The organism is Mucilaginibacter aquatilis (assembly GCF_009755275.1).
Lineage (GTDB): Bacteria > Bacteroidota > Bacteroidia > Sphingobacteriales > Sphingobacteriaceae > Mucilaginibacter > Mucilaginibacter aquatilis.
Window position 1 is genome coordinate 947,393 of the sequence record NZ_WQLA01000001.1, and the last position, 26,664, is coordinate 974,056.

Annotated in this window: 23 protein-coding genes; 5 read left to right on the plus strand and 18 right to left on the minus strand. The window is 41.7% G+C overall.

All coding sequences use genetic code 11. From position 1 onward, the window contains the following. Positions 1 to 9: 9 nt before the first annotated feature. The 3 genes from GO816_RS04280 to ggt form a co-directional block, all read right to left on the minus strand. Positions 10 to 597, minus strand: a complete 588-nt coding sequence (locus tag GO816_RS04280) for an FKBP-type peptidyl-prolyl cis-trans isomerase (protein ID WP_157540097.1) — start codon at positions 595 to 597, stop codon at positions 10 to 12. Between the two features lie 43 nt (positions 598 to 640). Next, on the minus strand, positions 641 to 1,024 hold the full coding sequence (locus GO816_RS04285) for a MarR family winged helix-turn-helix transcriptional regulator (RefSeq protein ID WP_157540168.1): 384 nt from the start codon (positions 1,022 to 1,024) through the stop codon (positions 641 to 643). Positions 1,025 to 1,143: 119 nt separating this feature from the next. After that, on the minus strand, positions 1,144 to 2,820 hold the full coding sequence (gene ggt, locus GO816_RS04290) for a gamma-glutamyltransferase (protein ID WP_449406776.1): 1,677 nt from the start codon (positions 2,818 to 2,820) through the stop codon (positions 1,144 to 1,146). A 188-nt stretch (positions 2,821 to 3,008) separates the two neighbouring features. On the opposite strand from ggt, the gene GO816_RS04295 reads away from it, so the two are divergent. Beyond that, a complete protein-coding gene (locus GO816_RS04295; RefSeq protein ID WP_157540099.1) occupies positions 3,009 to 3,500 on the plus strand; it encodes a hypothetical protein in 492 nt (163 codons plus the stop codon). A 64-nt stretch (positions 3,501 to 3,564) separates the two neighbouring features. On the opposite strand, the gene GO816_RS04300 is transcribed toward GO816_RS04295, so the two are convergent. After that, entirely contained in the window at positions 3,565 to 7,323 is a 3,759-nt protein-coding gene (locus GO816_RS04300; RefSeq protein WP_157540100.1) for a S8 family serine peptidase, read from the minus strand. Positions 7,324 to 7,441: 118 nt separating this feature from the next. On the opposite strand from GO816_RS04300, the gene GO816_RS04305 reads away from it, so the two are divergent. After that, positions 7,442 to 7,912 carry a hypothetical protein gene (locus GO816_RS04305; protein WP_157540101.1) on the plus strand — a complete coding sequence of 157 codons (471 nt, stop codon included), beginning with the start codon at positions 7,442 to 7,444 and terminating at the stop codon, positions 7,910 to 7,912. A gap of 4 nt (positions 7,913 to 7,916) precedes the next feature. On the opposite strand, the gene GO816_RS04310 is transcribed toward GO816_RS04305, so the two are convergent. The 4 genes from GO816_RS04310 to GO816_RS04325 all read right to left on the minus strand — a co-directional run bounded on the left by GO816_RS04310 (position 7,917) and on the right by GO816_RS04325 (position 12,995). Continuing rightward, complete coding sequence (locus tag GO816_RS04310) at positions 7,917 to 9,716, minus strand: AsmA family protein (protein ID WP_157540102.1); 1,800 nt, start codon at positions 9,714 to 9,716, stop codon at positions 7,917 to 7,919. 130 nt (positions 9,717 to 9,846) lie between these two features. Beyond that, a complete protein-coding gene (locus tag GO816_RS04315) occupies positions 9,847 to 10,518 on the minus strand; it encodes a DUF4136 domain-containing protein (protein WP_157540103.1) in 672 nt (223 codons plus the stop codon). Between the two features lie 86 nt (positions 10,519 to 10,604). Further along, on the minus strand, positions 10,605 to 11,210 hold the full coding sequence (locus GO816_RS04320) for a DUF4136 domain-containing protein (protein ID WP_157540104.1): 606 nt from the start codon (positions 11,208 to 11,210) through the stop codon (positions 10,605 to 10,607). A gap of 129 nt (positions 11,211 to 11,339) precedes the next feature. Beyond that, a complete protein-coding gene (locus GO816_RS04325; RefSeq protein WP_157540105.1) occupies positions 11,340 to 12,995 on the minus strand; it encodes an NAD+ synthase in 1,656 nt (551 codons plus the stop codon). A 67-nt stretch (positions 12,996 to 13,062) separates the two neighbouring features. On the opposite strand from GO816_RS04325, the gene gldB reads away from it, so the two are divergent. Beyond that, the gene (gene gldB / locus GO816_RS04330; protein ID WP_157540106.1) at positions 13,063 to 14,106 is read left to right on the plus strand and encodes a gliding motility lipoprotein GldB; all 1,044 of its coding nucleotides are present in this window, start codon (positions 13,063 to 13,065) and stop codon (positions 14,104 to 14,106) included. A 136-nt stretch (positions 14,107 to 14,242) separates the two neighbouring features. Here the strand turns inward: gldB and GO816_RS04335 are convergent, their stop codons facing one another. The 10 genes from GO816_RS04335 to GO816_RS04380 all read right to left on the minus strand — a co-directional run bounded on the left by GO816_RS04335 (position 14,243) and on the right by GO816_RS04380 (position 21,376). Next, positions 14,243 to 14,452 carry a hypothetical protein gene (locus GO816_RS04335; protein ID WP_157540107.1) on the minus strand — a complete coding sequence of 70 codons (210 nt, stop codon included), beginning with the start codon at positions 14,450 to 14,452 and terminating at the stop codon, positions 14,243 to 14,245. A gap of 68 nt (positions 14,453 to 14,520) precedes the next feature. Next, positions 14,521 to 15,411: a DUF4349 domain-containing protein gene (locus GO816_RS04340; RefSeq protein ID WP_157540108.1), complete on the minus strand. Its 891-nt coding sequence runs from the start codon at positions 15,409 to 15,411 to the stop codon at positions 14,521 to 14,523. A gap of 159 nt (positions 15,412 to 15,570) precedes the next feature. After that, positions 15,571 to 16,464: an ATP synthase F1 subunit gamma gene (atpG, locus tag GO816_RS04345; protein WP_157540109.1), complete on the minus strand. Its 894-nt coding sequence runs from the start codon at positions 16,462 to 16,464 to the stop codon at positions 15,571 to 15,573. 87 nt (positions 16,465 to 16,551) lie between these two features. After that, entirely contained in the window at positions 16,552 to 18,126 is a 1,575-nt protein-coding gene (gene atpA, locus GO816_RS04350; RefSeq protein WP_157540110.1) for a F0F1 ATP synthase subunit alpha, read from the minus strand. Positions 18,127 to 18,164: 38 nt separating this feature from the next. After that, positions 18,165 to 18,710 (minus strand): ATP synthase F1 subunit delta, encoded by a 546-nt coding sequence (atpH, locus tag GO816_RS04355; protein ID WP_157540111.1) that lies wholly within the window; start codon positions 18,708 to 18,710, stop codon positions 18,165 to 18,167. Positions 18,711 to 18,788: 78 nt separating this feature from the next. After that, the gene (gene atpF, locus GO816_RS04360) at positions 18,789 to 19,298 is read right to left on the minus strand and encodes a F0F1 ATP synthase subunit B (RefSeq protein WP_157540112.1); all 510 of its coding nucleotides are present in this window, start codon (positions 19,296 to 19,298) and stop codon (positions 18,789 to 18,791) included. Positions 19,299 to 19,449: 151 nt separating this feature from the next. Continuing rightward, positions 19,450 to 19,656: an ATP synthase F0 subunit C gene (gene atpE / locus GO816_RS04365; protein WP_157540113.1), complete on the minus strand. Its 207-nt coding sequence runs from the start codon at positions 19,654 to 19,656 to the stop codon at positions 19,450 to 19,452. A 50-nt stretch (positions 19,657 to 19,706) separates the two neighbouring features. Then, complete coding sequence (gene atpB / locus GO816_RS04370) at positions 19,707 to 20,768, minus strand: F0F1 ATP synthase subunit A (protein WP_317163580.1); 1,062 nt, start codon at positions 20,766 to 20,768, stop codon at positions 19,707 to 19,709. Positions 20,769 to 20,801: 33 nt separating this feature from the next. After that, positions 20,802 to 21,182 carry a hypothetical protein gene (locus GO816_RS04375; protein WP_157540115.1) on the minus strand — a complete coding sequence of 127 codons (381 nt, stop codon included), beginning with the start codon at positions 21,180 to 21,182 and terminating at the stop codon, positions 20,802 to 20,804. After that, a complete protein-coding gene (locus GO816_RS04380; protein WP_157540116.1) occupies positions 21,179 to 21,376 on the minus strand; it encodes an AtpZ/AtpI family protein in 198 nt (65 codons plus the stop codon). The genes GO816_RS04375 and GO816_RS04380 overlap by 4 nt, the downstream gene beginning before the upstream one ends. A 120-nt stretch (positions 21,377 to 21,496) precedes the next feature. On the opposite strand from GO816_RS04380, the gene porW reads away from it, so the two are divergent. Together porW and GO816_RS04390 are read left to right on the plus strand one after the other, a co-directional pair. Continuing rightward, positions 21,497 to 24,316: a type IX secretion system periplasmic lipoprotein PorW/SprE gene (gene porW / locus GO816_RS04385; protein ID WP_157540117.1), complete on the plus strand. Its 2,820-nt coding sequence runs from the start codon at positions 21,497 to 21,499 to the stop codon at positions 24,314 to 24,316. Between the two features lie 3 nt (positions 24,317 to 24,319). After that, entirely contained in the window at positions 24,320 to 26,560 is a 2,241-nt protein-coding gene (locus tag GO816_RS04390) for a penicillin-binding protein 1A (protein ID WP_157540118.1), read from the plus strand. The last annotated feature ends 104 nt before the right edge of the window (positions 26,561 to 26,664 follow it).

Genomic DNA, 26,664 nt, shown 5'->3' on the forward strand with positions numbered 1-26,664 from the left:
TATATCAAATCAATTCGTTACGTCAAAAACCTCAATTTCAAAATCAAGTACAGCATTTGCCGGTAAGCCAAGCACTGGTTGCTCATAAGGGCCATAACCGTAGGCTGATGAAACAAACAGCCTTACTTTACCACCTTTACCTACTTTGCGCAAACCAACCTGCCATCCTCTTATTACCTGCCCTAACACATACGATGGATGTATTTCACCGGTTTGTACAAAAAAGCGCGGCTTATCTAACTCTTTGCCTGTGTAGCCAACAGTTACGGTAGTTGAATTACTGTACAGCGGCGCAGTAGTACCTTCGCGCTCAACAACGTACCAAACACCAATGGTATCGGGCCTGCCAAGTATATTCTCTACGCGCTTTGCTTTTATGTTATTAGCAGCCAGATAGTTTTTAATCAAATTGCTATCAATAGCAACCTGGTCTTCATTAATTACGGCCGGATCATCAACCTTGTTACAGGCACTTAAAAAAAAGCAAATAAGTAAAGGGCAACAAATTAGTAATAACAGCTTGCTCATTACCGGTTTTATAAACGGCAAATTTACCTTTTTAATGAATAAAAACGGCAGGTTAACAATTTTTAACATTTGGAGAGAGATTATAACTTGCTTTAACGCAAATATTAACGCGTTATTCGGGATTATAATCTAAAGTGAGATCATTAATTTTTTTAAGTGCGTTGCTGAGTAACAGCTTTTCCTTTTCGGTTATGTGATCGTTTAGATAGGCATTAAACTGTTTAACCACGTTACGAGCCATCCTTCGTTTCTCTTTTCCCAGCTCGGTAAGGTAAATTTTAACCGACCGCTTATCACCCTCGTTTGATTGCCTGTAAATAAGGTCCATCTTTTCGAGTTGGCTTAGCATACGCGATAAGCTTGTAGATTTTAAGCCCAGCAACGCCGCTACCTGTGATACTGTAGTTCCCTCCTTCTCATCAATATTGATAAGCACATAGCCAATAGATTGCGTGATACCAGATGGGGCTACCAACTGATTGTAACGATTGGCCATATTTTGCCATACAATCTTTAAAAGGTAATCAATGGTTTCGTGATGATGTTTCACAGCAAACCAAAGGTAATTAAAAATGTAGCCGGCACAAATAAATGTAAAAGCTTGCCTAATTAAGATTACCAGCCTGCTTTGGTATCATCACCACGTGGATCTGCCCCACCGGCAAACCCGTCGAGGGTTACTACAATCATATCAACGCGTCCAATGTTGCCACGCGTTTTGAACTTATACCCCTTTCGTTGTAAAATATCAATCACCGGGTGCTTCAAGGCATCGTTTTCTGTTTGTATTTCATCGGGCAGCCACTGATGATGAAAACGCTTGGATGTAACCGCCTGCTGCGCATCCTGGTTAAATTCAACAACGTTCAGTATAGTTTCAAATACCGATGTAATGATAGTTGAGCCACCCGGCGTACCTACCACCATAAACAACTTTCCATCCTTTTCAATGATGGTAGGCGTCATGGATGATAACATACGCTTGCCGGGCTGTATGCTGTTAGCCTTTCCTCCCACTAAACCATACATGTTAGGCACTCCCGGCTTTGAACTAAAATCGTCCATCTCATTATTAAGCAGGAAACCGGCACCTTTAACAAATATTTTATTACCAAAAGAACCATTCAAAGTGGTGGTAATTGACACGGCGTTACCGTAAGCATCTACTATTGAAAAGTGAGTGGTTTGATCACTTTCGTATCCAGCAAAACTGCCCGGCTGAATAGCGCTGCTTGGTGTTGCTGCACTCCAGTTAAAACTACGCATCCTTTTATCAACATAAGCAGTGTTGAGCAAACTATCAACCGGAACCTTAAAGAAATCCGGATCGCCTAAGTACTTTGACCTGTCGGCGTATACACGTCGTTCGGCTTCTGTAACAAGTTGAACAGTTGAATCATTGTTATGCCCCCAACGGCTTAAAGGATACTTTTCTACACTATGCAATAATTGCAACAGTGCGATACCACCGCTTGAGGGCGGAGGCATGGTAATTACCTTAAAGCTTTTATAGTTACCGGTGATTGCTTTACGCCAAACAGAACGGTAATTATTCAAATCTGCCTGAGTAATAAGACCATTACCGGCTTTCATTTCATTAAGTATGTGTTTTGCAACTATGCCATTATAAAAGCCTGCACGTTTTTTATCACGTATTTGAATAAGCGTATTTGCCAGGTCGGGCAAAAAAAGCGTATCGCCTGCTTTCCAAGCTCTGGCTTTGGCAAAGTAATTTACTCCCTTCTCGTTAAGCTTATTAAATTGAGCCTGGCTGCTATTTATATCATTGGCCAGGTGCCGTGTTACTACAAAACCTTTGCTGGCCAAATCAATAGCGGGCTGAACCAAATCAGCCCATTTTAGCTTACCATATTTTTGATGTGCCTGCACCATGCCATCAACTGAACCCGGAACACCTGCGGCCTGATGTGTGTATAAACTTTTATCGGGTATGATATTACCGCTGGCATCAACATACATATTGGCCGATGCTGCGGCTGGTGCCTTTTCCCTGTAATCAAGCGTATTGGTTTCTCCACCTGCCGAACGGTATACCATGAAACCTCCACCACCAATGTTGCCCGCCTGCGGGAGGGTAACCGCTAAAGCAAATTGCACCGCAACTGCTGCATCAACAGCATTACCACCTTTTTTTAAAATGTTTAGTCCAACGGTTGCCGCATCAGGATAAGCACAAACAACCATTCCTTTGCGGTATTGCGCCTGCGCTACGTTAACAAATAGCATAAAAGCTATAACAACAAACTTACTCCAGCGGCCCTTTATGAACATAAACATTAGTTTTTATTTTCATCTAAATTAACACAATATCATTAAACCCTACAAAGCTACCCAGGTCAAAAAACTTCAAATTTTATCGTTGATATTCATTTACATACAGGCATACAAAAGTTATCTATATCTACAAATGGCATAAAATCTCAAATTTGCCGTTACTATTAATAATTAATTTACATCGAATGAAAAAAACAGCTCTACTTATCGCCTTCATTGCCTGCATTGTGCTTTCTCAGCAGTCGGCCAAAGCCCAATCATATAAATCGGCGGTTGGCCTTAAATTCGGAGGGTACGAAAACGGCCTATCGGGTAAATATTTTTTGAATGAAACAAACGCAATTGAAGGCGTTTTAGGCATACGCAAAAACGGCATTGTGATAACCGGCTTATACCAATTTTATCAAAATGCTTTCGACGTTGCACAATTAAGATGGTACTACGGCGCAGGTGCACACATTGGCGGCATGGGCGATGGCAGATATAAACGCTTTGGGGGCGACGATGAGTATTACAACGGCGGCATACTTTTGGGTGCCGATGCAGTGCTGGGATTGGAATATGTTATTCCGGAAAGCCCGATTGCACTAAGTGTTGATTTAAACCCGCGTTTGGAACTTGGCAGAGGACCATTCTTTGACCTTGCTCCCGGCTTAGGTATTAAGTACACTTTTTAACAAACATCAAAACATAAAGCAGCAATGGCCGGTAAGAATTTACCGGCCATTGCTTTTTGTCACTTTACTTAACAACAATTATTTTGGCAGAATATACTTTTTGCCCAAGGATAACCCTGAGCACATAAGTTCCGGCGGCAAAATTGTTTACCCTTATAACGTTGTTATAAAACCCGGCCTGAATATTTGCTTTGCTACTATACACTTCCTGCCCCTGAGTACTTATTAAGGATAGAGTTAAATCAGCAGCTTCGGGCGCAACAAAACTCACGTTTAAATCAGTTGCAGTTGGTACAGGATAAGCAGTAAGCTTTATTTCGGTTGGTGTATTAACCACCGCATCAGCCTTAATATAGGTATAAACCGGCGAAACTGCCGTACAGCCGGTAACCTGCACGTTACGTAGCTGATAGTTTCCACTTTGTTGTGGTATAAAGGTTGGTGATGTAGCTCCCTGAATAATAACACCATTTAAATACCACTGGTTGTTACTTGCCTGATTGGATTGTAAGGTGGTACCGTTTTGTGTAATTACCGGACCAGTTACCTGTACCGGCACACGATTAGCCGACGGACAACCATTGCTTCCAATCTTCACATCATAAAAGAAGTAGTAAAAACTACGGTACGCAGTAGTATCTGACGGGTTTGAGGCCAAGGTTGCGTTGTTTCCACGTATGCTGAACACGTCGTTTCCAAACGGATAGCCGTTTACACCCGCATTGCTACGGTAGAGTGTAGCGCCATTGGTGTAGCTTACGTTCAGGCGGTAAGTTCCCGGCTGGGGCAAAACAAGGTTCAGGTTATAAACCCGACCCTGGTCGGTAATGTCATCATTTTGGGCACCGCTTCCAGCAACCGAGCGTGTTGCCGTTACCGCAATGTTGCTTCTCGCCACTTCTTCGCCATTTGCATTGGTAGCTACCACACTAATATTGCCGGCGTTACCTACATATAAACGGGCACTTTGTATAACAATTGGTATTTTGGTGAACACCGTAACCGATTGTCCGAATTGATTGTACCCGCCTCCGGTGAATGCATACTTGGTAGCAGGGCCAACACTGGCACTGTAATCATTAAGTGCTGCATAATAGGTGTTGTTAACCGGTGCGGTTTTGGTGAACGCACTAGTACCCGCCGCTATTGGTGTACCGCCGGTTGGTACGGTGTACCACAGCACTGATCCCTCCCCGCTTCCGCTTAGCAAATACTGTTGTGTATCATCACAATAAACAGCCGACAAGTTTGTAGGAACAGGTATAGAGCCGATTACAATGTTAGCTGTGACGGTGTTATTAATTGCAACCTGGTCGTTTGCTAAGCTTGTAGTTGCTGTAATGGTATATGATGCGCCTGCAGTTGCGTTAAAGGTTCCGTTTAACACAAAATCATCTTCGGCTTGTGGAGCAAGTGTTTGCGTGTAAGTTTCGTTGAAAGTGATTACCTGTCCGCCGTTAGCCGGAGTTATGGTAACCGTTACCGGTATATTACTTACAGCAGTTGTACCATAATTTTTTAGCCTTACACTAACGTTTGACACGCCTGCGCAACCTCCGCCTACTGAATTATTTGTAACTCTCAAAGCGCCGACATCCCGGCTTGCACCGGTAAACTGCACCCTGTAGTCCTGCGTTTCGCCTTTGTTGTAACTGCCACATGGGTTTATGGTGGCTGTGTTATCTGTTTCAGTCATCACCACCCGCATAAGGCTGTAGTTTCCAGGTACAACCGTTGCCGGAACGGTAACATTTCCATTGAATGTTGATGTTCCGTTTATTACATTGGTTGTAGCAGCAAGTTCGGCTGTGGGGTCAAACGTACCGTCGCCATTCCAGTCAATAAATACCTTTGCTATTTTATTGAAGTTGGCACCACAAGTGCCTAAGGTTATACTTAATGGGTAGGTTACACCTTGCTCCAACTGTACAACTTGTGCGGTAAAGTCAGAATAAGTGGTGCAGCCCGCAGCAGGGGTATTATTAATATTTGATAGCGTAACATTATTAATGCGCGAGTCGGCGTTTGAAGTTGGTGCTGATGTGCAATAAGCAGTGCCTCCTACGCCTGTAACTATCATTGAATAGGGCTGATTACCTGTTTGTAATGTACCTTTATGCGTAACCCTAATGGTATAGGTTTTACCAGGTATAGCATTATCAAGATAAACCTGTTCAACATTGTCGCGCACGTTGTCGCCACGGGTTGCTGCATTTGCCGGCGTAAGCCAATTTAGCACCCAGGGGCTGTAAGTTGTGGTGCCATCGCTAATGCGTATGTCCAAATCATTAACCAGCTTTGGCGTCCGGTCGTTAAGCGTACCATCAGCAGCAACGGTTGCCTGCGGGTCGGTCCAGGCAATGGTGGCAATCAGCGGTCCGTTACCCGATGCTACCACCGTAATAGTTTCGGTTTGGCCTTGCTGCAGTGTTCGTTCGCTCATCTGGCTTTTAGTGCCTTTATCAGTTATAGCCTGTGCTGCCTTGCGGGCATCAAGCACTCCCCAGCCAAAGGTGTAATCGGGGCCAACGTTCCCAGCATCGAAAGCGGTATGGCAAACCAATCCTTTCAACGTTGCCGAACGCATGAAACTGCCGCTGTTTTTTTGCGCATAATACTCCTGCAAAAGATACAAGGAGCCTGTTACGTTTGGTGTTGCCATAGAGGTACCCGAAAGCGTAACGTAAGAAGTGTTGCTGCTGTTACCTGTAGATAACACCTGGTCTCCATCGCCACAAACATCAGGCTTAATGCGCCCGTCGTCCGTAGGGCCAATTGAACTAAACGATGTAACGCTTACCCCCTGCCGTGATGACGGGCCGTAAGGCAATTGGTTGATGGCTCCAACCGTAAGCACATTTTTAGCGTTGGAGAAACCGGGAATAATATCATAGCCGTTATTGCTGCTAATGTTTGCAGGCCGCGGACCTTTACTAATCATTGTTGGATCGGTACGGCTGGTAAAACCATAATAATTTGAACCAACTGCCGGGCCATTGTAACTGCGGTTATTACCAGAGGCCGATACAATTAAATAATATGGCGCATTTACAGCTACCTGATCCAACGCACGCGACTCGCTGTCATAAAAACCAAACTTGTAATCCTCATTATCTCCCGGTAATCCATACCACTCCCAACGCGCTTCATCATCGTTGTAATTCCACCCGGCTATGGTACCGTATGAATGGTTTGATAACAACAAGCCCGACGCCGCTGCGGTTATTTCGGCAATATCACTGTTGAAATCATATGATTGCAGGGTATTGGCACCAAATGACATGCCCTTGGCAGGTGCATAAACACCCCGGGCTATCATAGTGCCCGCCACGTGTGTTGAGTGCTGAGATACCGTTGCAGTTGGATTACGCAGGGTTATGGCTTTACCTGAAAACTCCTGGTGAGTGGTGAGCACCGAGCCGCCATCCCAAATAGCAAGTTTGCCATTCAAAGCCGTACTTGATCCTGATAGGTTTAAACCAAGATCGCCGCCGGTTTGTATACTATTGGTGCGTGTTGTAGCCGCAGCTATTACATTGCTGTAAGTTTTATAAAATACCGGAAAGCCAAGTGTGTTTATACGTTGTAAGGCAATTTCGGTACCGTCTTTACTTGTACGGCGTGTAACCCAATTGCGTTGTGGTGCCTGTAATAAAGCTTTTTGCAGCCCGGCAGCATAAGTTTCCTGAATTTGGACCGCCAACTGATCAAGCTGGGCTTTTTTTTCGGCTGTTACCAGCGGCTTTTGTGCCACTACATTAACTGTCCACAGCAAGGTAATTATACCTGCCCAAAAACTTTTGTGAAATTTACTCCGGTGCATATAATTGAAGCGATTATGGCTAACCGCCTATAAATTTCGACTAATTTAAATATTATCCTATAACATTTGCTGTTAAAAATATTGGCATTTAATTTATTATATTGCTTAAAACTTATACATGAGAAATCACTGGTATAAAACGCATAAACATGTAGTATTAGCGGTATTATGCTTTATACTAACAACATCATGCGTGCTTTCAAAACGTATGGTAGTTAAGCAGGGAATTAGCGGCACAGTAACACAAGTAACCGGCAACCAAATGCCATTGAAGGGCAAACCACAGAGTGCCGGCAAGCCAATAGTGGCCAATGTGTATGTTTTTGAAAATGTAAGCCTGAAAAACGCAGAGGGACAGATGCCGCTTTTTGCTAAAATTAATGCCAAAGAAATTGCCCATGTAAAAACTGACAGCGCCGGCAAATTTCAATTATCACTTCCGGTTGGAAAATACTCTTTGTTTGTTAAACTGCATAACCGATACTTTGCCGGCGAAACAGACGGCTATGGCAACATCAACCCAATTGAGGTGCAACTGAATAAAGTAAGTAACCGAAATATTGTGGTGAATATTGGTGCGGCCTACTAAAGCGTTAATTTTTATTTTTCAGCTTTTCAAGCTTCTTTCGGAATTCTTTATCTTCCTTTTCTTTTTGTTTGCGCGCCTTTTTATCAGCTTTTTCTTTCTCTTTCAAGCGCTTTTCCATATCCTGTTCATCCTGCTTGGGCGCCTTGCCCATAGCACTGGCTTTTATGCCGTTGAGTAAGGTAAACCATACGGTTTTAAAAAAGGGAAAGTTTGAAGGTCGTATAAACTTTAACGTAGCAACACGTGCAGCTTCTCCGGCTTTCTCGGGGTTATTGCTTTTCAATATCAATGAATTTGCAAAAAAGCTTAACAATGACTTTTGCTTGTAACCCTTTTCATTGTCTTGCTTTAACAGCTTTACTTTTAAATCATTATAGAGAAATTTCAAACTTCCGGCCGAAACCTTTTGAGTACTGCTAACCTTAAAATCAAGCGACTTCAAATTGCCCGATGTTATTTGAACCATACCCAATGGCATTACTGCCGGGTTAACTGCTTTTAAATCAAGCGCACCAAGGTGCCCTCTGTATGCATACTTGTAATCGGCATCGTTCAAATTAAAATCAAACCATAAATTGAATGAAGCTTTGCCCATAAATTGCGAATGCACATAGGCTTTACAAATATTATTTTTGCTAAGCGCATTTTTGTTATTGGTAATATTCAAAACGCGGGCTGTAATGTTAGTGAAAGCAATTGAGCCCGTTTTTTTTGATTGCTTGTGATACTCTTTGTATTTAACGTTAATGTTTTTGAGATAGACGGTATCAATTTTCACACGCTGCTTTATTTGCCTTACAGCCCAATGAGGAAAAGTAACCAGCCTATCGGTTACAGGTACAACTCCATTAGGATTGCTAAACACCTCAAACCTGCCTTGTGTTATTACTATACTTGAAGCACTAAAGCTATTCTGCTTATAATATTGCTCCAGGTTAATTTTGTTGAATACAACAGTATCCAGCTTTAAATCAAACCTGTCCTCTTTGCTCTTTTTAAAATACTGTGCCGATGGAAGAGGTTGTAAAATTATGCCGGTAGCTATAAGTTTTGAGGCTTGAGTGTGCAGGGTGAGCGACTGCAATTTATAGCTGTATAAGCCACCAGCCGATTTGCCTTCATAGTTTTTAATGCCTGCGCTTATATTTTTGCAAAACAAGGTACGGCTCGTATCTGACTGTGTGGCCGAATCGATCAAAAGTTCTGCTGCTTTTATATCGATATGTTTTATTACCGATGCAGACGGGCTTTTACCTGTATGGTCGGCATAATTAAATTGCACATCATTTAATTCTATGCCGCCTATATTAATGAGCTTTATATCATCTTTAATTTTTTGGTAAAGGGTGCGCTTATCCTTTTCTTTGGTGCCGGTTTTATTGCTGAGCTTATCAAGCTTGACAATTGCATCATCAATAGAAATTTGCTGCACGCTTACTTCTTTACTAAAAATGTATTTGAGGGCTTTAGCACCACTTACGGATACACGTGCGGCCTCAACAGTATACAAGCTTGCCGGAGCATTATTTTGGTCTTTTAATATTTCGTAAACATGGGTATCAGCCTTAAAAGTAATACCTGTAAGGCTAATGCTTCCAGTAAACACATTCAGCTGAACATCCTTTAAATTAATTTTATAAAGATTATTAGTTGCCTTACTTACCGACTTTTTTAACTTGCTTATAAGCATAGGTTTTAAAAAAGTATTTGCACCTAGTGTAGCAATAAGCAGCAGTGAAGCTAAAACAGCCAGAACAATCAGAACAACCTTAAAAACTTTACTTTTAAAAAAGGGAACTGCCATTACAATTGATTATGCACCTCAGCACCAAAAACGGCAGCTTGCAGCGGTATTAGCTCATCAATACAAGATCTTTAAACAAAAAAAGTTTGCCTTACAGACAAACTTTAAAAATTGCATTCGATAGCGATACTTATGACTTAACCGGCAGTCGTTTAAAAATGTCTTCAACTACCTTTGGTAACTCGGCAATGGCCTTTTGCGGATCACGACTTAACTCACCGCTACCGTAACCAATCCAAACAGGCTCCTGAGTACGTGCGTCAATTAACTCAATTGCCAGTACGCCTTCTTTAAAATGCTCCTGGCTTGGATAAGCGTATCCGCCTCCCCAGCCGCCCCAGCCACCATAAAACATCGGACTAAAGCGACCTCGCCAGCCCCAACCCCAGCCCCATCCAGGACCCCAGCCCCAACCGCCATAGTAAGGCGTGTAGTAACTTGTACGGGTACCCCTGTCAACAAGTGAATTAAAGCGTACCAACAAATCGGCGCCACCTTCTTTTAAGGTTAAGCCTTTAGCCTGTAAACTGGCTGCAGTGGCATCTTTAATTTTTTGGTAAGCAGCAGGGTTGTTAAAGTAACGGTTGTTGTTAACATAATTTAAGCGGGCACCCAAGTTGCGTTTATTACTTATAACGCTATCTGGCTTACGCGGCTTTAATTGTGGTGCAAACGCAAATGATTTATACTGCGTTAAACTGATATCATCGTGCCCGGCAGTATAGTAACGATAACCGGTAGAACAAGCTGAAAATGCGGATACCATAACCAACACCAGCCCAATATATAGTAACCTCTTCATGTATATAATTTATTAGTATTAGTTAGACAGGCGCAAGCCCAAAGGTTTAATGATTAAAGATTTTTTTTGCGCCCATAATCTGCAACTTATTTTACCTTATTAAGAGGCAGCTTTTTAATTATACCTTCCACTATTTTTGGTATATCCTCGATAGTGCGGGCAGCATTTTCAACCTCTCCTACACCATAGCCACGCCATATTACCTTGCGCGATTTACGGTTAATAAGGTCAATTATTAAAGTACCTTCTTTGTAAGGTATGCGCTCCACATCATTTCCTACATAAACCGGGTAGGGAGCACTATATGCGTAGTAGTAAGCCAGCCTGCCACGGTATAGCGCTGCCCGCGGATAATACCCGCCACCCACGTAATTGTATACAGGCTGGTCATACACACGTTCTTTGGTATCAACCATAACGCTGTACCGCACCAAAAGATCGGGATTTTTACTTTTTAACCGTAATCCGCGGCTTTCCAGCTGCTCGGTTGCCGACTCGTGAATTCGCTGATCAGCAAGCTCGTTATTATAAGCCACATTGCGCGTTTGCTTAACAGGCGGAAGCCAGGCAAAACTGCTGTAACGGCTCAATGTAGCTTCGTTACCACCAACCGAATAGTAGTTATAGCTTGAGCAGGCCGCTATAAGTGCTACAATGGAGAACGCAAGGGCTATGGTCAATATCTTCTTCATACTTAAGTGATTGTCTTAAGTATAAGCTGATACATGAGCAAATTGTTTAGATGAGCTATCTCTAAGACAATTTACATTCCCTTAACTACAAAAGCTTCGCAGAAAAAATCTATCTGTCGGTAAGTACGATTAAGACAGGTATTTTCCAACTATAGGCATACGGCGTCCCATGCCAAATGCTTTAGGCGACACACGTAAAATTGGTGGTGTTTGGTAACGTTTATGCTCAGCGGTGTTAACCAGTTTTATTACCCTACGAACAACAGCTTCATCATAACCTAATGCAATGATCTCTCCTGATGACAAGCGATTCTCTACGTACTGCATCAGTATGGTATCAAGCATATCGTATTCAGGCAATGAGTCGCTGTCTTTTTGATCGGGCCTTAACTCTGCCGATGGCGGCTTAACAATTGAATTCTGCGGTATAATTTCGGTATTGCGGTTAATGTAATTGGCTAACTGGTAAACCTGCGTTTTATAAACATCGCCAAGTACCGAGATGCCACCGCACATATCACCGTACAAAGTACCGTAACCTACAGCCGACTCGCTTTTATTGGAAGTGTTAAGCAAAATGTAGCCAAATTTGTTACACATAGCCATTAGCACAACAGCACGGCTGCGCGCCTGCAGGTTTTCTTCGGCAATATTAAATGGCAAACCCTCAAATTGAGGATGCAAAGCTGTTTCAAAAGCATCGGTTATCGATTTAATTTCAACCAGCTCCGATTTACAACCCAAATTTTTAACCAGGTCTTCTGCATCTTGAATTGAATGGCCGGTTGAATATTTTGATGGTAACAGTACTGCCATTACGTTTTCTGCGCCCAAAGCCTCAGCGGCTAAAGCGCAAACCACTGCCGAATCAATACCGCCTGATAAGCCCAGTATTGCTTGTTTAAAGCCCGACTTATAAAAGTAATCCCTGATGCCTAACAGTAATCCCTGATGTATTTGTTCAATATCACTCTGCCGCTCATCCATTACAGTTGCAGGCTGCTGCGGAGTAACTGTTGCATCATCATTTAACGTGTAATAAGTAATGGCTTCCTCAAAATAAGGCATCTCATCAACCAGCGAGCCGTTCTTGTCAAAAACAAGAGAGCCGCCGTCAAAAATGATTTCGGTTTGTGCACCAACCTGGTTTACGTATAACAGCGGCAATCCATATCGTTTTGCATTGTCGCCTAAAATGGCAATGCGCTCTTCATCATGATTGTAAGCAAAAGGTGATGCGGCAATATTGATCATTACGTCAGGCTTCTGCTCAATCAGCACATCCATAGGACGCGTAACGTATAGGGGATTCTCAATTGTGTTCCACAAGTCTTCACATATAGTTAACGCAATGCGTTTGCCCTTGTAGTCCACACAGGCAAATTCAGTTTCGGGTTCAAAGTACCTGTACTCATCAAACACATCATAGTTTGGTAGCAACGCCTTATTCACAATTTGCTGCACTTTACCATCATATATAAAGTAGGCAGAGTTATGTAAATCTTTGCCTCCTTTATTTTTTCTTTTATTTGGTGTGGGAATGCCTATAATACAGGCAATATCGGTACAGGCCGCAGCAATTTGCTGTGCCGATTGCTCGCACAAATCAATGAATTCTTTGAATTCCAGAAAATCGCGTGCAGGATAGCCGCCAATGCATAATTCGGCAAATACTACAACATCAGCGCCAGCATTACGGGCGCTATCTAATGCAGATAGTATTTTGTTGGTATTAGCTTCAAAGTTGCCAATATGATAGTTTAGCTGAGCCAGTGCAATTTTCATAATCAGATATTATAAACGGTATACTCAATAATATGAACTCAAAAGCAATATTTTTGTTGATACATTTATGAGAATACTCTACTCCAGCAAATTAAATCATTTTTGTGCTCTTTTTTTTATTGCAGTCCTACTTAGCGCATGTAAATCTGATAAAAAGAAGATTGATGTAAGCAACATCGATTTGGAAGTGCGCATTGAGCGCTTTGATCATGATTTTGATCAAATGCGGTCGAAACCAATGGTGCAGCAGGCAGCCGTTTTGCAGCAAAAATACGGGCCGTTTTACGCCGACTTTATTGAGCGCATACTGGAAGCTGGTAGTATTGCCGATACCAACTACCTTGCCAACATACGCCAGATTATTAATGGTAAACCGTACCTAGATCTTAAGCACGAGGTTGATTCGGTATTCCCCGATTTGAATAAGCAGAATGAAGCACTTACCGATGCCTTCAAACGTATAAAGTATTATTTTCCAAACAAGCAGTTGCCTAAAGTGTATGCCTACTTCTCGGGTTTCCAGGCGCAAACTACCTTGGGTAATGGCTACATAGGTATTGGGCTCGATCAATTTTTGGGTTCAAAGTCAAAATTCTACCCGGCGTTGGTAAATACTTATCCTCAATATATATCGCGCAGGTTTACGCCTGAAAATATTGCACCGCGTGTAATTGAGGGTATTATCAGGGAAGATATGTTCCCCGAAAAAGATGCCGATAAATCATTACTGGCAAAAATGGTTTACGAAGGCAAGATGATGTACTTAATGGATGTATTACTGCCCGACGTAGCCGACAGTGTAAAAATAGGTTACACTACAAAACAAATGGAATGGAGTAAGGCATTTGAAAGTAACATATGGGGATATTTTTTAGAAGAAAAATTACTGTACGAAACTGACTATCAAAAACTCCAGAAATATTTGAATGAAGCTCCCTTTACGCCGGGCTTGGGCGAAAAAAATGAATCGGCTCCTAAGCTGGCTATTTATACAGGGTGGCAAATTGTAAAGCAGTACATGATAAAACATCCTGATACTACCGTACAACAGTTATTGGCCCTTAATAATGCGCAAAAGATCCTTGATGAGGCCAGCTATCATCCTAAATAAATCACCAATGTGCCCTTTGGAGCTTGAAAACCTCATGCAGCAAGACAATAGCCGACTGCTATTCGTTAAATATTCCCATAAAAAAAGAGCTTACCGGCAATCAGTAAGCTCTTTTTTTTATATACTGGAATTAATATTAATCTCTTGCGCCTAATATTGCAAAAACACCTTTTAACGAAATGATGATACCAATTACCAAAATGATGTTTGAGATGCTGGTGAATATAAAACCGTGACCAAAAATTTCATCAAGGAAACGGAAAAATACACCTACTATACCAATAATGGTAGCTACTGATAAGATAACGTAAATGTTTACAGCATTAGCTTTTTGCATCGAACTCATGGTAATTGCTATTAGTTAGCGCAAAAATATAAATGTTTAACTAAAATGCAGCATTTGTTTACACATTTTTAAGCTGCGTTTGCAGATAAGGTTGGTTTTCGCTTGTATGCACGGTATACCAGTAAACCACCTATACCCAGCACAACAAATACCCATAAATGCATTAAGCCTATAAACAAGGATGCAAACAATTCCCATCCATCTGTTATGGCAAGCCATAAGCGGTTAACAATTGGTAATTGATAAGCACCTGTATTATTGTTGGCAATAATCTCCTGACTAATGGTGTTACTTTGATAAAGGCTTAATTCAACAACACTATATTTAATTGAATTATCAATACGAGCGTTAGCTACTTTCTCATCTGCCATGTCATCCTTAAGTTTTAACATAGCGTCAGTCTCTTTCACCGTCGGTTTCCACTTATCCTGTTTATGATCTATTATCATCCTGTTTTGATGCTTCAATTGATTGGAAAGGTAATCCAGAGTTTTATCTTCTATATCCATTTTACGCACATTGATGTAAACTCCTAAGCGGCTTACATCATTTAAAAATGACTCAAGGTTTTGAGGGGGCACCTGTACGGTTATGTCAGCTGTTAATGTAAAAGCAGCTATGTGTTTCAGTGAGTCAATATCGTTTGTTCGCATGTCTTCATCATTAGTAACAGTTGACTCCATGTTATAATGAGTAATCATACCACCATGTGTACGCGCAATTGTTCCAACCTTCTCTCCCGATGCTTGCACGTTGCTTACTTTAAAACGCATTTGGGCAGTTTTCACAATTTTTCTTCCGGCTTGCTCATTACTGCTAATTAATGTTTCGCTATTATCCGAAATTGTATCTGCCGAAGCTGAACTTTGGTCGGATGAGCTAGATTTATCCATTCCGCCTTTACAAGCTCCAAAAAGGCAAAGCACGGCCAGGAGCACCAATAAGTTACTCATTTTCATAACATTAAAATTTAAATGATTTTATTATTGATACCGCTTACCCACCAAAAGTAACCTATGTTATTTGCTTGTGACAGCTTTGTTACATTAATAAACAAGAGCGTAAAACAAAAAAAGCCGGACAGGCGCCCGGCTATTAGCATATATTCAAGTTTATAATTATCCGTTTGAAAGGGCAGCGGCACCGCTTACAATCTCTGTAAGCTCGGTGGTAATAGCCGCCTGGCGTGCCTGGTTATATGAAAGTTTTAAAGCTTTCAATAGGTCACCGGCATTATCAGTTGCCTTATCCATTGCAGTCATACGTGCTCCATGCTCAGATGCGTTAGAATCTAATACGGCACGGTACAACTGAATTTTAATGTTTTTTGGAATTAACTGCTCAACAATTGCCTTTTTTGATGGCTCTAAAATGTAATCAGTTTGATCGGCAGTGCTTTTGGTAGCTTTGGTGTCAGCTTCGGCTTTAGGTACAGGCAACAATTGCTCGGTAACAAGCACCTGCATTGCAGCATTGCGGAAGTGGTTATAAACCAATTCAACACGGTCATACTTACCATCAACAAAACCCTGCATTATAGCCTCAGTAATTTTTGATACGTTTAAGAAGTCAAGATTACTGTAAACTTCATTATTATCACCAATTACATTGTATTTGCGTTTGGTGTAATAATCCTGTGCTTTACGGCCTATGGCTACTATTGAAACGTTACCTGCCTGCAACTGCTCGCTGTACTTTTCGGCAATGATGTTGTTAGCGGTTTTAATGGCATTGGTATTGAAAGCACCTGCCAAACCACGGTTTGAGGTAACAACAACAACCAGTACACGAACCGGTTCGCGCTCCTGCAAATATGGTGAAGCGCCATCCTCAATACTTGCCGAAAGGTTTGCCAGCATTTCCTTAAGCTTGGTAGCATAAGGGCGTAACTGCACAATAGCGTTGGTAGCTCTCTTCAGCTTAGCTGCCGAAACCATTTTCATGGCCTTGGTAATTTGCTGTGTTGAGTTTACCGATGCAATACGGTTTCTTACTTCTTTTAAATTAGCCATGCTTTGTGAGTAGAAAGTATCGAGTAAAAAGTAGTAAGACTGCTTCCTGCTACTTTTTACTTTTTACTAAGTACTTAGTACTAAATATTAATATTTTGCTGTAAGTTCTTTAGCTACGGTTTCCAGTACGCTGGTTAAGCTATCGTCAAATTTACCCGCTTTAAGTGCTTTTAACACCTCAGGATGACGTAACTCCATTTGGCTGGTAAACTCGTTTTCGAATTCACGTACTTTGTTTACAGGTACATTACGCATTAAGCCTTTTGTACCTAAGTAAATAACAGCCACTTGTTTTTCAACCGATACCGGAGAAAACTGACCTTGTTTCAAAATCTCTACGTTACGTGCGCCTTTGTCCAATACGTTTTTAGTAGCGGCATCAAGGTCTGAACCGAATTTAGAGAAAGCCTCTAACTCGCGGTATTGAGCCTGATCAAGCTTTAAGGTACCGGCAACTTTCTTCATTGATTTGATTTGCGCGTTACCACCTACACGTGATACCGAAATACCTACGTTGATAGCCGGACGTACACCTGCGTTAAACAAATTCGATTCTAAGAAGATCTGACCATCAGTAATTGAAATTACGTTGGTTGGAATATAAGCAGAAACGTCACCAGCTTGAGTTTCGATAATTGGAAGCGCAGTTAATGAACCACCACCTTTTACCAAATGCTTGATTGATTCAGGTAAGTCGTTCATGTCTTTAGCAATCTCATCGTTGGCGTTGATTTTAGCGGCACGCTCTAATAAACGGCTGTGCAGGTAAAATACGTCACCTGGGTAAGCCTCACGGCCCGGTGGACGACGAAGTAATAATGATACCTCACGGTAAGCAACAGCTTGTTTAGACAAATCATCATAAACAATCAACGCCGGACGACCGGTATCACGGAAGTACTCACCAATAGCAGCACCGGCAAACGGAGCAAAGAACTGCATTGGAGCAGGTTCTGCAGCACTTGCAGCAACTACAATAGAGTAAGGCATAGCGCCGTTCTCTTCAAGGGTGCGTACAATGTTAGCAACCGTAGATGCTTTTTGACCGCAAGCTACGTATATACAAATTACAGGCTCGCCTGCAGCATAAAATTCTTTTTGGTTGATGATGGTATCAATACAAACCGCAGTTTTACCAATCTGACGGTCGCCAATTACCAACTCACGCTGACCACGACCAATTGGAATCATTGCATCGATAGCTTTGATACCGGTTTGTAATGGCTCGTTAACCGGCTGACGGTAAATTACACCCGGAGCTTTACGCTCTAAAGGCATATCATAAGTTTCGCCGGCAATAGGGCCTTTACCGTCAATTGGCTCACCTAAAGTGTTTACCACACGGCCAAGCATACCCTCACCTACTTTAATAGAGGCAATTTTGCTGGTACGTTTAATAGTATCACCTTCTTTAACACCTTCAGAAGAACCTAGCAATACCACACCTACGTTGTCTTCTTCAAGGTTAAGTACTATACCTTGCAAGCCGTTGTCAAATTCAGCCAACTCGCCGTACTGTACTTTTGTTAAGCCATAAACACGGGCAATACCATCACCTACCTGGAGTACGGTACCCACTTCTTCTAATTCAGATTCTGACTTAAAGCCCGACAACTGCTCACGCAGGATGGCCGATACTTCGTCTGGTCTAACCTCTACCATTTTAATTTTTTATTTTAGTATAAGTGTGTGTAATAATATTAAATCACCTTTTGGGTGAAATCCTTTTTCAAGTTTTTAAGGCTGGTTGCCACCGATGTATCAATCTGGCGGTCACCTACTTTTAAAACAAAGCCGCCAATAAGGGCTGGGTCAACTTTCTCTTTCAAAATCACCTCGCCGCCGGCTAAGGCTTTAACCTCGTTAATAATCTGTAGCCTGTTAGCTTCAGAAAGCGCAGTAGCAGAAGTTACGGTTGCCTTTACAATGTTCTTTTTCAAGTTGTATTGGTTTATAAACTCACCAGCAGTTGGATAAAGTAAGTCTGCACGGCTTTTATTAACCATTATCTTAAAAAAGGCATCAGTCGAAACATCTACCTTACCTGAAAATATGCCTTGCAGCACTTTCAGTTTTTTATCATGCGAAATAATAGGATTGCGTAAAACAGCCTGTAACTGGGTATTGGCCTTCAATGTTTCCACAAAAAAGGTCATATCCTGTTTAATAGCTTCCAAATTATTTTTCTCCTCAGCCAAATCAATTAACGATTTAGCGTAACGGGATGCAACTGTTATTTCAGACATATTGTTTAGTGGTGAATGGTTGAATGCAGAGTGGTTAATTGTTAAAGACTAACCGCCTACCATTTACTATTCACAAACTTATTTAATTTTAACTTCTTTTAATAAGTCGGCTACAAGTTCGTCTTGAGCATTTTTGTTGTCAAACTCTCTGCGTAATACCTTCTCGGCAATTTCAATAGAAAGCGTAGCCACCTGATTCTTAACATCAGCCATGGCAATTGCCTTAAGGCTGTTAATTTCAAGTTTGGCATTTTCTATCATCTTGTTACCTTCAATGTTTGCTACATTTTTAGCTTCGGCAACAATCTGATCTTTTAAAATCTTAGCTTCACGTAAAATCAAATCACGCTCAGCACGGGCTTCTTTAAGTAATTGCTCATTCTCGTTAGTTAAACGGGCCATTTCCTCTTTGGCGGCTTCCGCTTTAAGTAACGCGTCTTCAATTGAACGCTCACGATCGCTGATAGCGCTCATGATAGGTTTCCAGGCAAATTTAGCCAACAGGATAAGTAAGATGATGAACGCAACAGCAGCCCATACTACAAATCCTAAATGATCATTTAATAAACCTTCAAATAATTGTTCCATTTATATGAATATTGTTAGATAAACCAACACTTTATTTAACTTACAAATCCCTAGTTATAGACGCATAATCGCGAAAATTTAAAAGGGTTAAAAAACCTTACCTGCCGCCAACCGCTGCAAGTAAGGCTTTAGCTTTTGAGGCTGGGAAAAATTATTTACCCAACAATGCAACTACCACACCGAACAGAGCAACACCTTCGATAAGTGCAGCTGCGATGATCATTGCAGTTTGAATTTTAGAAGAAGCTTCAGGTTGACGAGCAATACCTTCCATGGCTTTGCCACCTACCTGACCGATACCGATACCAGCACCGATAACCGCTAAACCTGCACCTAATGCAGCAATACTTCCAGTCATGTTTGTTTAATTTAAAGTTAAATATAGTGTATAATTATTTACAAAAATTATTAATGATGATGCTCTTCAACAGCAGTACCGATAAACAGGGCGGTAAGCATGGTAAAGATGAAAGCCTGAAGAAATGCTACCAACAACTCCAACACATCCATAAATAATACGAACAGGATAGATACCGGCGCAATCCACAGTGTTTTAAAGATGAATATCAATGATATCAAACTCAACACAATGATGTGACCTGCCGAAATGTTAGCATACAAACGAATCATTAATGCAAACGGGCGCGATATAACACCAATTAGCTCCACCGGAATCATGATTGGGTATAACCAAACAGGTACCGGTGGCATAAATATGTGTTTCCAGTAATATTTGTTGGCACTAAAGTTAACCACAAGTAATACAATGAATGAAAACACAAAAGTGAAAAGGATATTACCGGTAACGTTAGCGCCACCCGGGAATATTGGCACCAAACCTAACAGGTTGTTAATCCATATAAAAAAGAATATGGTTAACAAAACCGGCATGTAACGCTCGTAACGGTAGCCAATGTTAGGGCGTGCAATTTCGTCACGCACAAACATAATTACAGGCTCGATGATTGACTGTAAACCTTTAGGCGCTTTACCCACACGTTTTTTGTATGATGCAGCAACACTAAAGAAGATGATGAACAGCAGTGTACCTGCAATCCACATAGCTAATACGTTTTTTGTAATCGAAAAATCGTAAATATGGCTTGATGCCTCTTTATCTACTTCTCCTTCGGCATTTACTACACGAATTTTGTCATCGATAAGCTTGTAAGTATAGTACTTACCCTGGTAAGCTTCATGACCGTGATGAAACCCTGCTCCTGAGAAAAACTCAGTTCCTTTGTCGGTAAATAAAATTATCGGTAGAGGCAACGAGGTTTCACCCCATAAATGCCAATAGTGTGAATCGGCAATGTGTTCAAGTATGGCAGTAGTAGGATTAAAGGCTTCCTGTTCTGCATTTTTGGCCTCAGCAGTGTGTTCTTCGTGCTGTATAGCAAAAGTTTTACACGTGGTTAGTGTAAAAAAGACACCTAAAATTAAGCTAAGGAAAAGTTTTTTTGAGTTCAAAATGTGCCTAAAATCCATCAATTTGTGAGATTTTTACTTTTTGTTTTGGACGCGCAAGTTACTCAACAAACTGTAAATTTCAAAGGCCGTATAAAATAAATACAGATAAAAATAGTTGAGTACAAAAACAATGTCATTTACCTTGTATTTACGCATATAAATAAGGGCAATTGTCATGCAGAAAATAAGCTTTAAAGTGGTGGCTCCTAAAAATATTTGTCCACCCAAAGTATCGTTTTGCTTTTGCCCCCAAATCACACCAAGGCATATCAAAAAGGTAAGCGACGAAAAAAACTGGAATATCAGCCAAAAGCCGGGTATAAGCAATTTTCCCTGCCCGGCATAATCAGCTATGGCAGGTGGTAGCGCAATTAACAAAGTACATATGCCAAAGGCAATAAAAAACCTTTTCAATCTTTAAGCGATTTAACAACCAGGTAAAGTGATATAAAAACACCAGCTAACGATAGTATGGCCGTTACCCAAAGTGTAGTGTGACCGCCGCGCTTATCAAGCTCATAACCGGCAAAGGTAAGTACGCCTATAATAAGTATCATTTGAAAAGCAATACCAGAGTATTTTATATAACTATTTACAGGTTTACTCATGAGTATGTTGCTATATATATTTTAACGAGGGTGCTTTTGTAAACTGAGTGCAAATTTACAAAACGGGTTACAGAGTATTTAGTAAATTAGCATGGCTTTTTAAAAACCATTACATTTAAGTTGAAGCGTAACTATATATATCTATATTCTTCTGTTTTACTAACGTTATTGCTGGCTGCCGGCTGCTCGCTTGAGAAAGAGAGTGGCTTTAACCGCCGGATGCAGAACCTGACAGCACGCTACAATATATTATTTAATGCTAACGAAATACTGCGAATTAAACAGGAAAGCTACGCTGCCTCATTCATTGATGATTATGATCGCGTATTAAATGTATACCAAGACACTGCATCGCGCCTTGCCACGGGCGAGAAAGATTTGGACGAAGTTGTAATAAAAGCAAACAACATCATTAGCCTTAAAGAGCAAAGCAATTATATTGATGACGCTTATTTGCTACTGGCTAAGGCCGCACACCTGCGGGGCGATTACTACAACGCGGTTGAATACAGTGGTTATATTATAAGATCGTTTAGTAAAAACGCCCAAATTGTACAGCAAGCCCGTGCCTGGCAAATACGTTCATTACTTTACCTTAATCAAACACGGCAGGCTAAGGCTGTTTTAGACACTGCTGTGAATAACATTAACGATAAGCAAAAGGCTGAGGCAGGTATGATATACGCCGCCGCCACGCAGCTTTACATTAATACCGAAAATTACGCCGAAGCTGTTGAAATGGTAAAAAACGCCATCCCCTTGGCCCAAAACAGGCAGCAGCGTTTACGCTGGACTTTTATTTTAGCACAGTTGCAGGAACTGACCCGCCAACCTGCTGATGCTTATGAAAACTATTCGCGTATTGTTAAAAGCAATGCGCCATTTGTAATGGCATTTAATGCCCAGCTTAACCGCATTCGCATTGATGACAGTAAAAACGGCCGGAACCTGAGCCGGGCCGACCGCTTAAAAAGCTTACTACGCAACGAGAACAACGAAGAGTTTAAAGATCAGATTTATTATCAGCTTGGCGAACTGGCTATAAGCTCAAATGAAACTGATGAAGCCATAAAAAATTACGGACTATCGGTAAAAAACAGTTTCAGGAACCAAAACCAAAAAGGGTTGAGCTATTTACGCCTTGCCGACATCAGCTTTAAAACCAAAGGCGATTATGTTGCCGCCCGGAAATATTACGATAGTACGCTTGTTAGTCTTTCGCCCAACTATCCGGGTTATGAAACAATCAAAACCAAGGCCGATAATCTTCAGCTTATTGCCGATAAATTGCAGATAATTGCCCGCGAAGACACCTTACAGGCCCTGGCAAAATTAGATACTGCTACACGCAGAATAAGAATTGAGGAAATGGCCCGGCAGGAAGAGGCAAAGCAAGCCGCAACTGCTACAGAAGTTAACACAAGCAATGCCGCCCTTGCAAACAACCTTAACAACAATTTTGCAGCTGTTGATATGAATAACGGTGCAGTGTCTAACAGCACCGATGCCAGCGGCTTTTATTTTGATAACACCGGAGCAATAAGCCAGGGCTTTACCGACTTTAAACGCAAGTGGGGAAACCGTAGGCTTGAAGACAACTGGCGCCGAAGCGTACGCAACAACAGCAACCTTACGGTTAATACCACAAATACATCACAAAACGTAGATGCAGGTGTAATAACGCCAAACATGCAAAAAAGCACTGCAGATGTAGTAACATCAGGCGTAAAGCAGGATTTGCTGCAAAACCTGCCCCTTACACCGCAACTGCTCGAAAGTTCAAATCAGCGTATATATAATGCCTATGTTGACTTAGCTGTTTTTTACCGTGATGTACTTAACGATAAACCAGAGGCTATTGCAACGTTTGAGCAACTGTTAAAACGTTTTCCGGATGATAAAAACCTTGCAGCAAACTATTACAACCTTTACCGTTTATATGCTACTGAAAATGCTGCCCGATCAGACGAGTATAAAGCTTTGATTTTAAGTAAATATCCAACCAGCACCTTTGCCAAAGTAATTACCGACCCTGACTACGCCCAGCGGCTGGATAATAAAGATGCTGAACTGAATGCATTTTACAACCAGCTTTATGATTTATATACACAAAGGCAATATCAGCAGGTAATAACCCGCTCTGATGAATTACTGCGCCAATACGCCGACAGCCGCATATCACCGCAACTGGCTTATTTACGTGCCCTTGCAGCCGGCCATCAGCAAAAGGTTACCCCTTTCCGTAGCGAACTTGTTCAAATTACCAGCCGCTATCCTAACGATGCCTTAATTACACCTTTGGTAAGACAACACCTTATATATATAGATGCAAACCAGGCCGAAATGGCAACCCGCCGTTTTGCCGTAATAGACAGCGATCCGAACGCCCCGTCATTCATCCCAGAGCCGGTTATTCAACCTAAACCACAACAACCTGCTTTAGCTGCCAATAACCTGCCAACTAAACAACCCGAAGCAAAAACCAACAAGCCAACCGTTGTTGAAAAAGCACCTCAACCGGCTAAGCCAACCGTTACAGCAACCGCTACGCCTAAAGCGCCGGTTGCTCCGCCATCAATTTTCAGTAATCGTGATAGCAGCAACTATCTTTTTGTAATTAATGTAAGCAGTGGTACAACTAACTTATCGTCTTCGCGTTTTGGAGTTGGGCAGTTCAACCGTACAGCCTATCAGGGCAGTGCTGTAAAACACCAGCTTAAGCCGGTGGGAGATGATAACCAGCTAATATATGTAGGACGATTTACAGGCATAGACGAGGTAAAGGAATATGCACGTAAAATTGTACCGTTATTACCGCAAATAATGAAGGTGCCTGCCGATAAATACAGCTTTTTTATCATCACTCAAGAAAATCTGGATAAATTAGCCGACCGAAAATTATTGGATAGCTATATTGAATACTATCAAAAAAACTTTTAACTGATGTTTGTAAAACTTACTCAACACGAAATAAAACGATATAACTGGATGATATGGAAAGTGGCCATTGCTTTCCTGCTTTTTATTGCACTGATATTTACGTTAACCGCGTTTGGTGTGTTTGGCAGCTTACCATCGTTCCGCGACCTGGAGAACCCGAAGAGCAATCAGGCATCAGAGATCATTTCATCCGACAAAAAGGTACTGGGCAAATACTTTGTGCAAAATCGCTCGAGCGTTACGTACAATCAAATTTCGCCTAATGTGATTAATGCATTAATTGCTACTGAAGACAATCGCTTCCTAAAGCATTCGGGTATTGATTTTGGCCGTACTTTTACCATTATTTTTTACAACTTAATAGGTAAAAAGCAGGGCGGCAGTACCATTACGCAACAGCTGGCATTAAATCTTTTCTCTGAACGCTCACGCAACTTCACTACGCGTATACGCCAAAAACTACAAGAGTGGGTAATAGCCGTGCAACTAGAGCGCCGCTATACCAAAGAGGAGATATTGACCATGTATCTTAATACGGTTGATTTTGGCGCATATAATACTTTTGGTATCAGCTCGGCTGCTGCTACGTATTTTAATACCACTCCTGACAAATTAACTCCCGATCAGGCCGCCCTGCTAATAGGTATGATTAACGGCCCGGGCATATACTCACCTATCCGCCATCCCGATAACGCAGTTAAGCGCCGCAATTTTGTTTTACGCCGCATGGCCGAAGAGAACTTTTTAAGCGACGGACAAGCTGAAGAATTTAAGGCAAAACCTATGGGCTTAAACTTTCACCCTACCGACCATAATGAAGGTTTGGCTACTTACTTCCGTTCGGTACTTAAAAAGGATGTACAAAAAATATTGAATGAGCAGGACCTGCATAAATCTGACGGTACCTCTTATGACCTTGACCGCGACGGTTTGAAAATATACACCACCGTTAACTACACCATGCAACAGTATGCTGAAGCAGCGCAAAAAGAATACATGAAGCAGTTGCAGGTGCAATTTAATCAGCATTGGAGAGGACGCAGCCTATGGAAAGGCATCCCTGATTTTAAGGCACGGCTTAACGAGGGCATGAAGCGTTCTGACCGTTATAGGGCGCTCAATCAGCAAGGAAAATCAGAAGAGGAAATATTGGAAGATTTCAATACGCCTGCACAAATGAACCTGTTTACCTGGCATGGCGATATTGATACCACCATGAAGCCGATTGACTCTATCGTTTATAGCAAATTGTTACTTCGTAACGCCATGATGAGCATGGACCCTAATACTGGCTTTGTAAAGGCCTGGGTTGGGGGTATTGATTACGAGCATTTTAAATATGACCAGGTAAAAATGGGTACCCGCCAGGTAGGTTCAACTGCAAAACCGTTTACTTATGCCGTAGCTATTGAGCAGGCTGCATTTTCACCTTGTATGCAGGTAAATAACGTACCCGATACTATTTACGGTTACGGTAAACCATGGTGTCCGCGCTCTAACCCATCTGAAACCGTTCAGGGTATGATTACTTTACGCAAAGCCTTAGCCCGTTCGCAAAACTGGGTTACCGCTCACGTAATGAAAGAAGTTGGCCCCGAGCCGGTAATGCAGCTTATTAAAAAAATGGGTGTTACCAGCAAAGTTGATCCCTATCCTACTATATGCCTAGGTGTATTTGATGCCTCTGTATTTGACATGACCGGAGCATACAGTGCATTTGCTAACGAGGGCTTGTGGACCGAGCCAACTTATCTGCTACGCATTGAAGATAAAAACGGCAATTTACTTTACGAGCATAAACCACGCGTAGTACAGGCCATGAACCCGCAAGCTGCTTACGTAATGACCTATATGCTAAAAGGTGTGGTTGATGAAGGTACAGGCTGGCGACTACGTAGTAAGTATGGCTTGCGTAACCCTATTGGAGGAAAAACCGGTACAACCCAAAATAACTCTGATGGCTGGTTTATTGGCATAACACCTCAACTGGTTACAGGCGTGTGGACAGGCTGTGAAGACCGTTCTATCCACTTTCGAAGTACTAACCTGGGTGAGGGAGCTAACACTGCGCTGCCTATATTTGCCCTATACATGAAAAAGGTGTACGCCGATGCATCGTTAGGCATCAAACAAAATGTTGACTTTGCGCAGCCGAAAGGCGGCGTAGGTATAACGTTGGATTGTAACGCTTATAACCAGCAGCAGCAAGGCACGGCCGAGGTTGATAATAAACTGGGCTTCTAAATCGGCTTCAAATATTTCAAGCTAAAAAATCAGTAATGCCGAAACATGTTTCGGCATTACTGATTTTATATAATAGCAGCCTAAACAAAACCGTTATATTCATT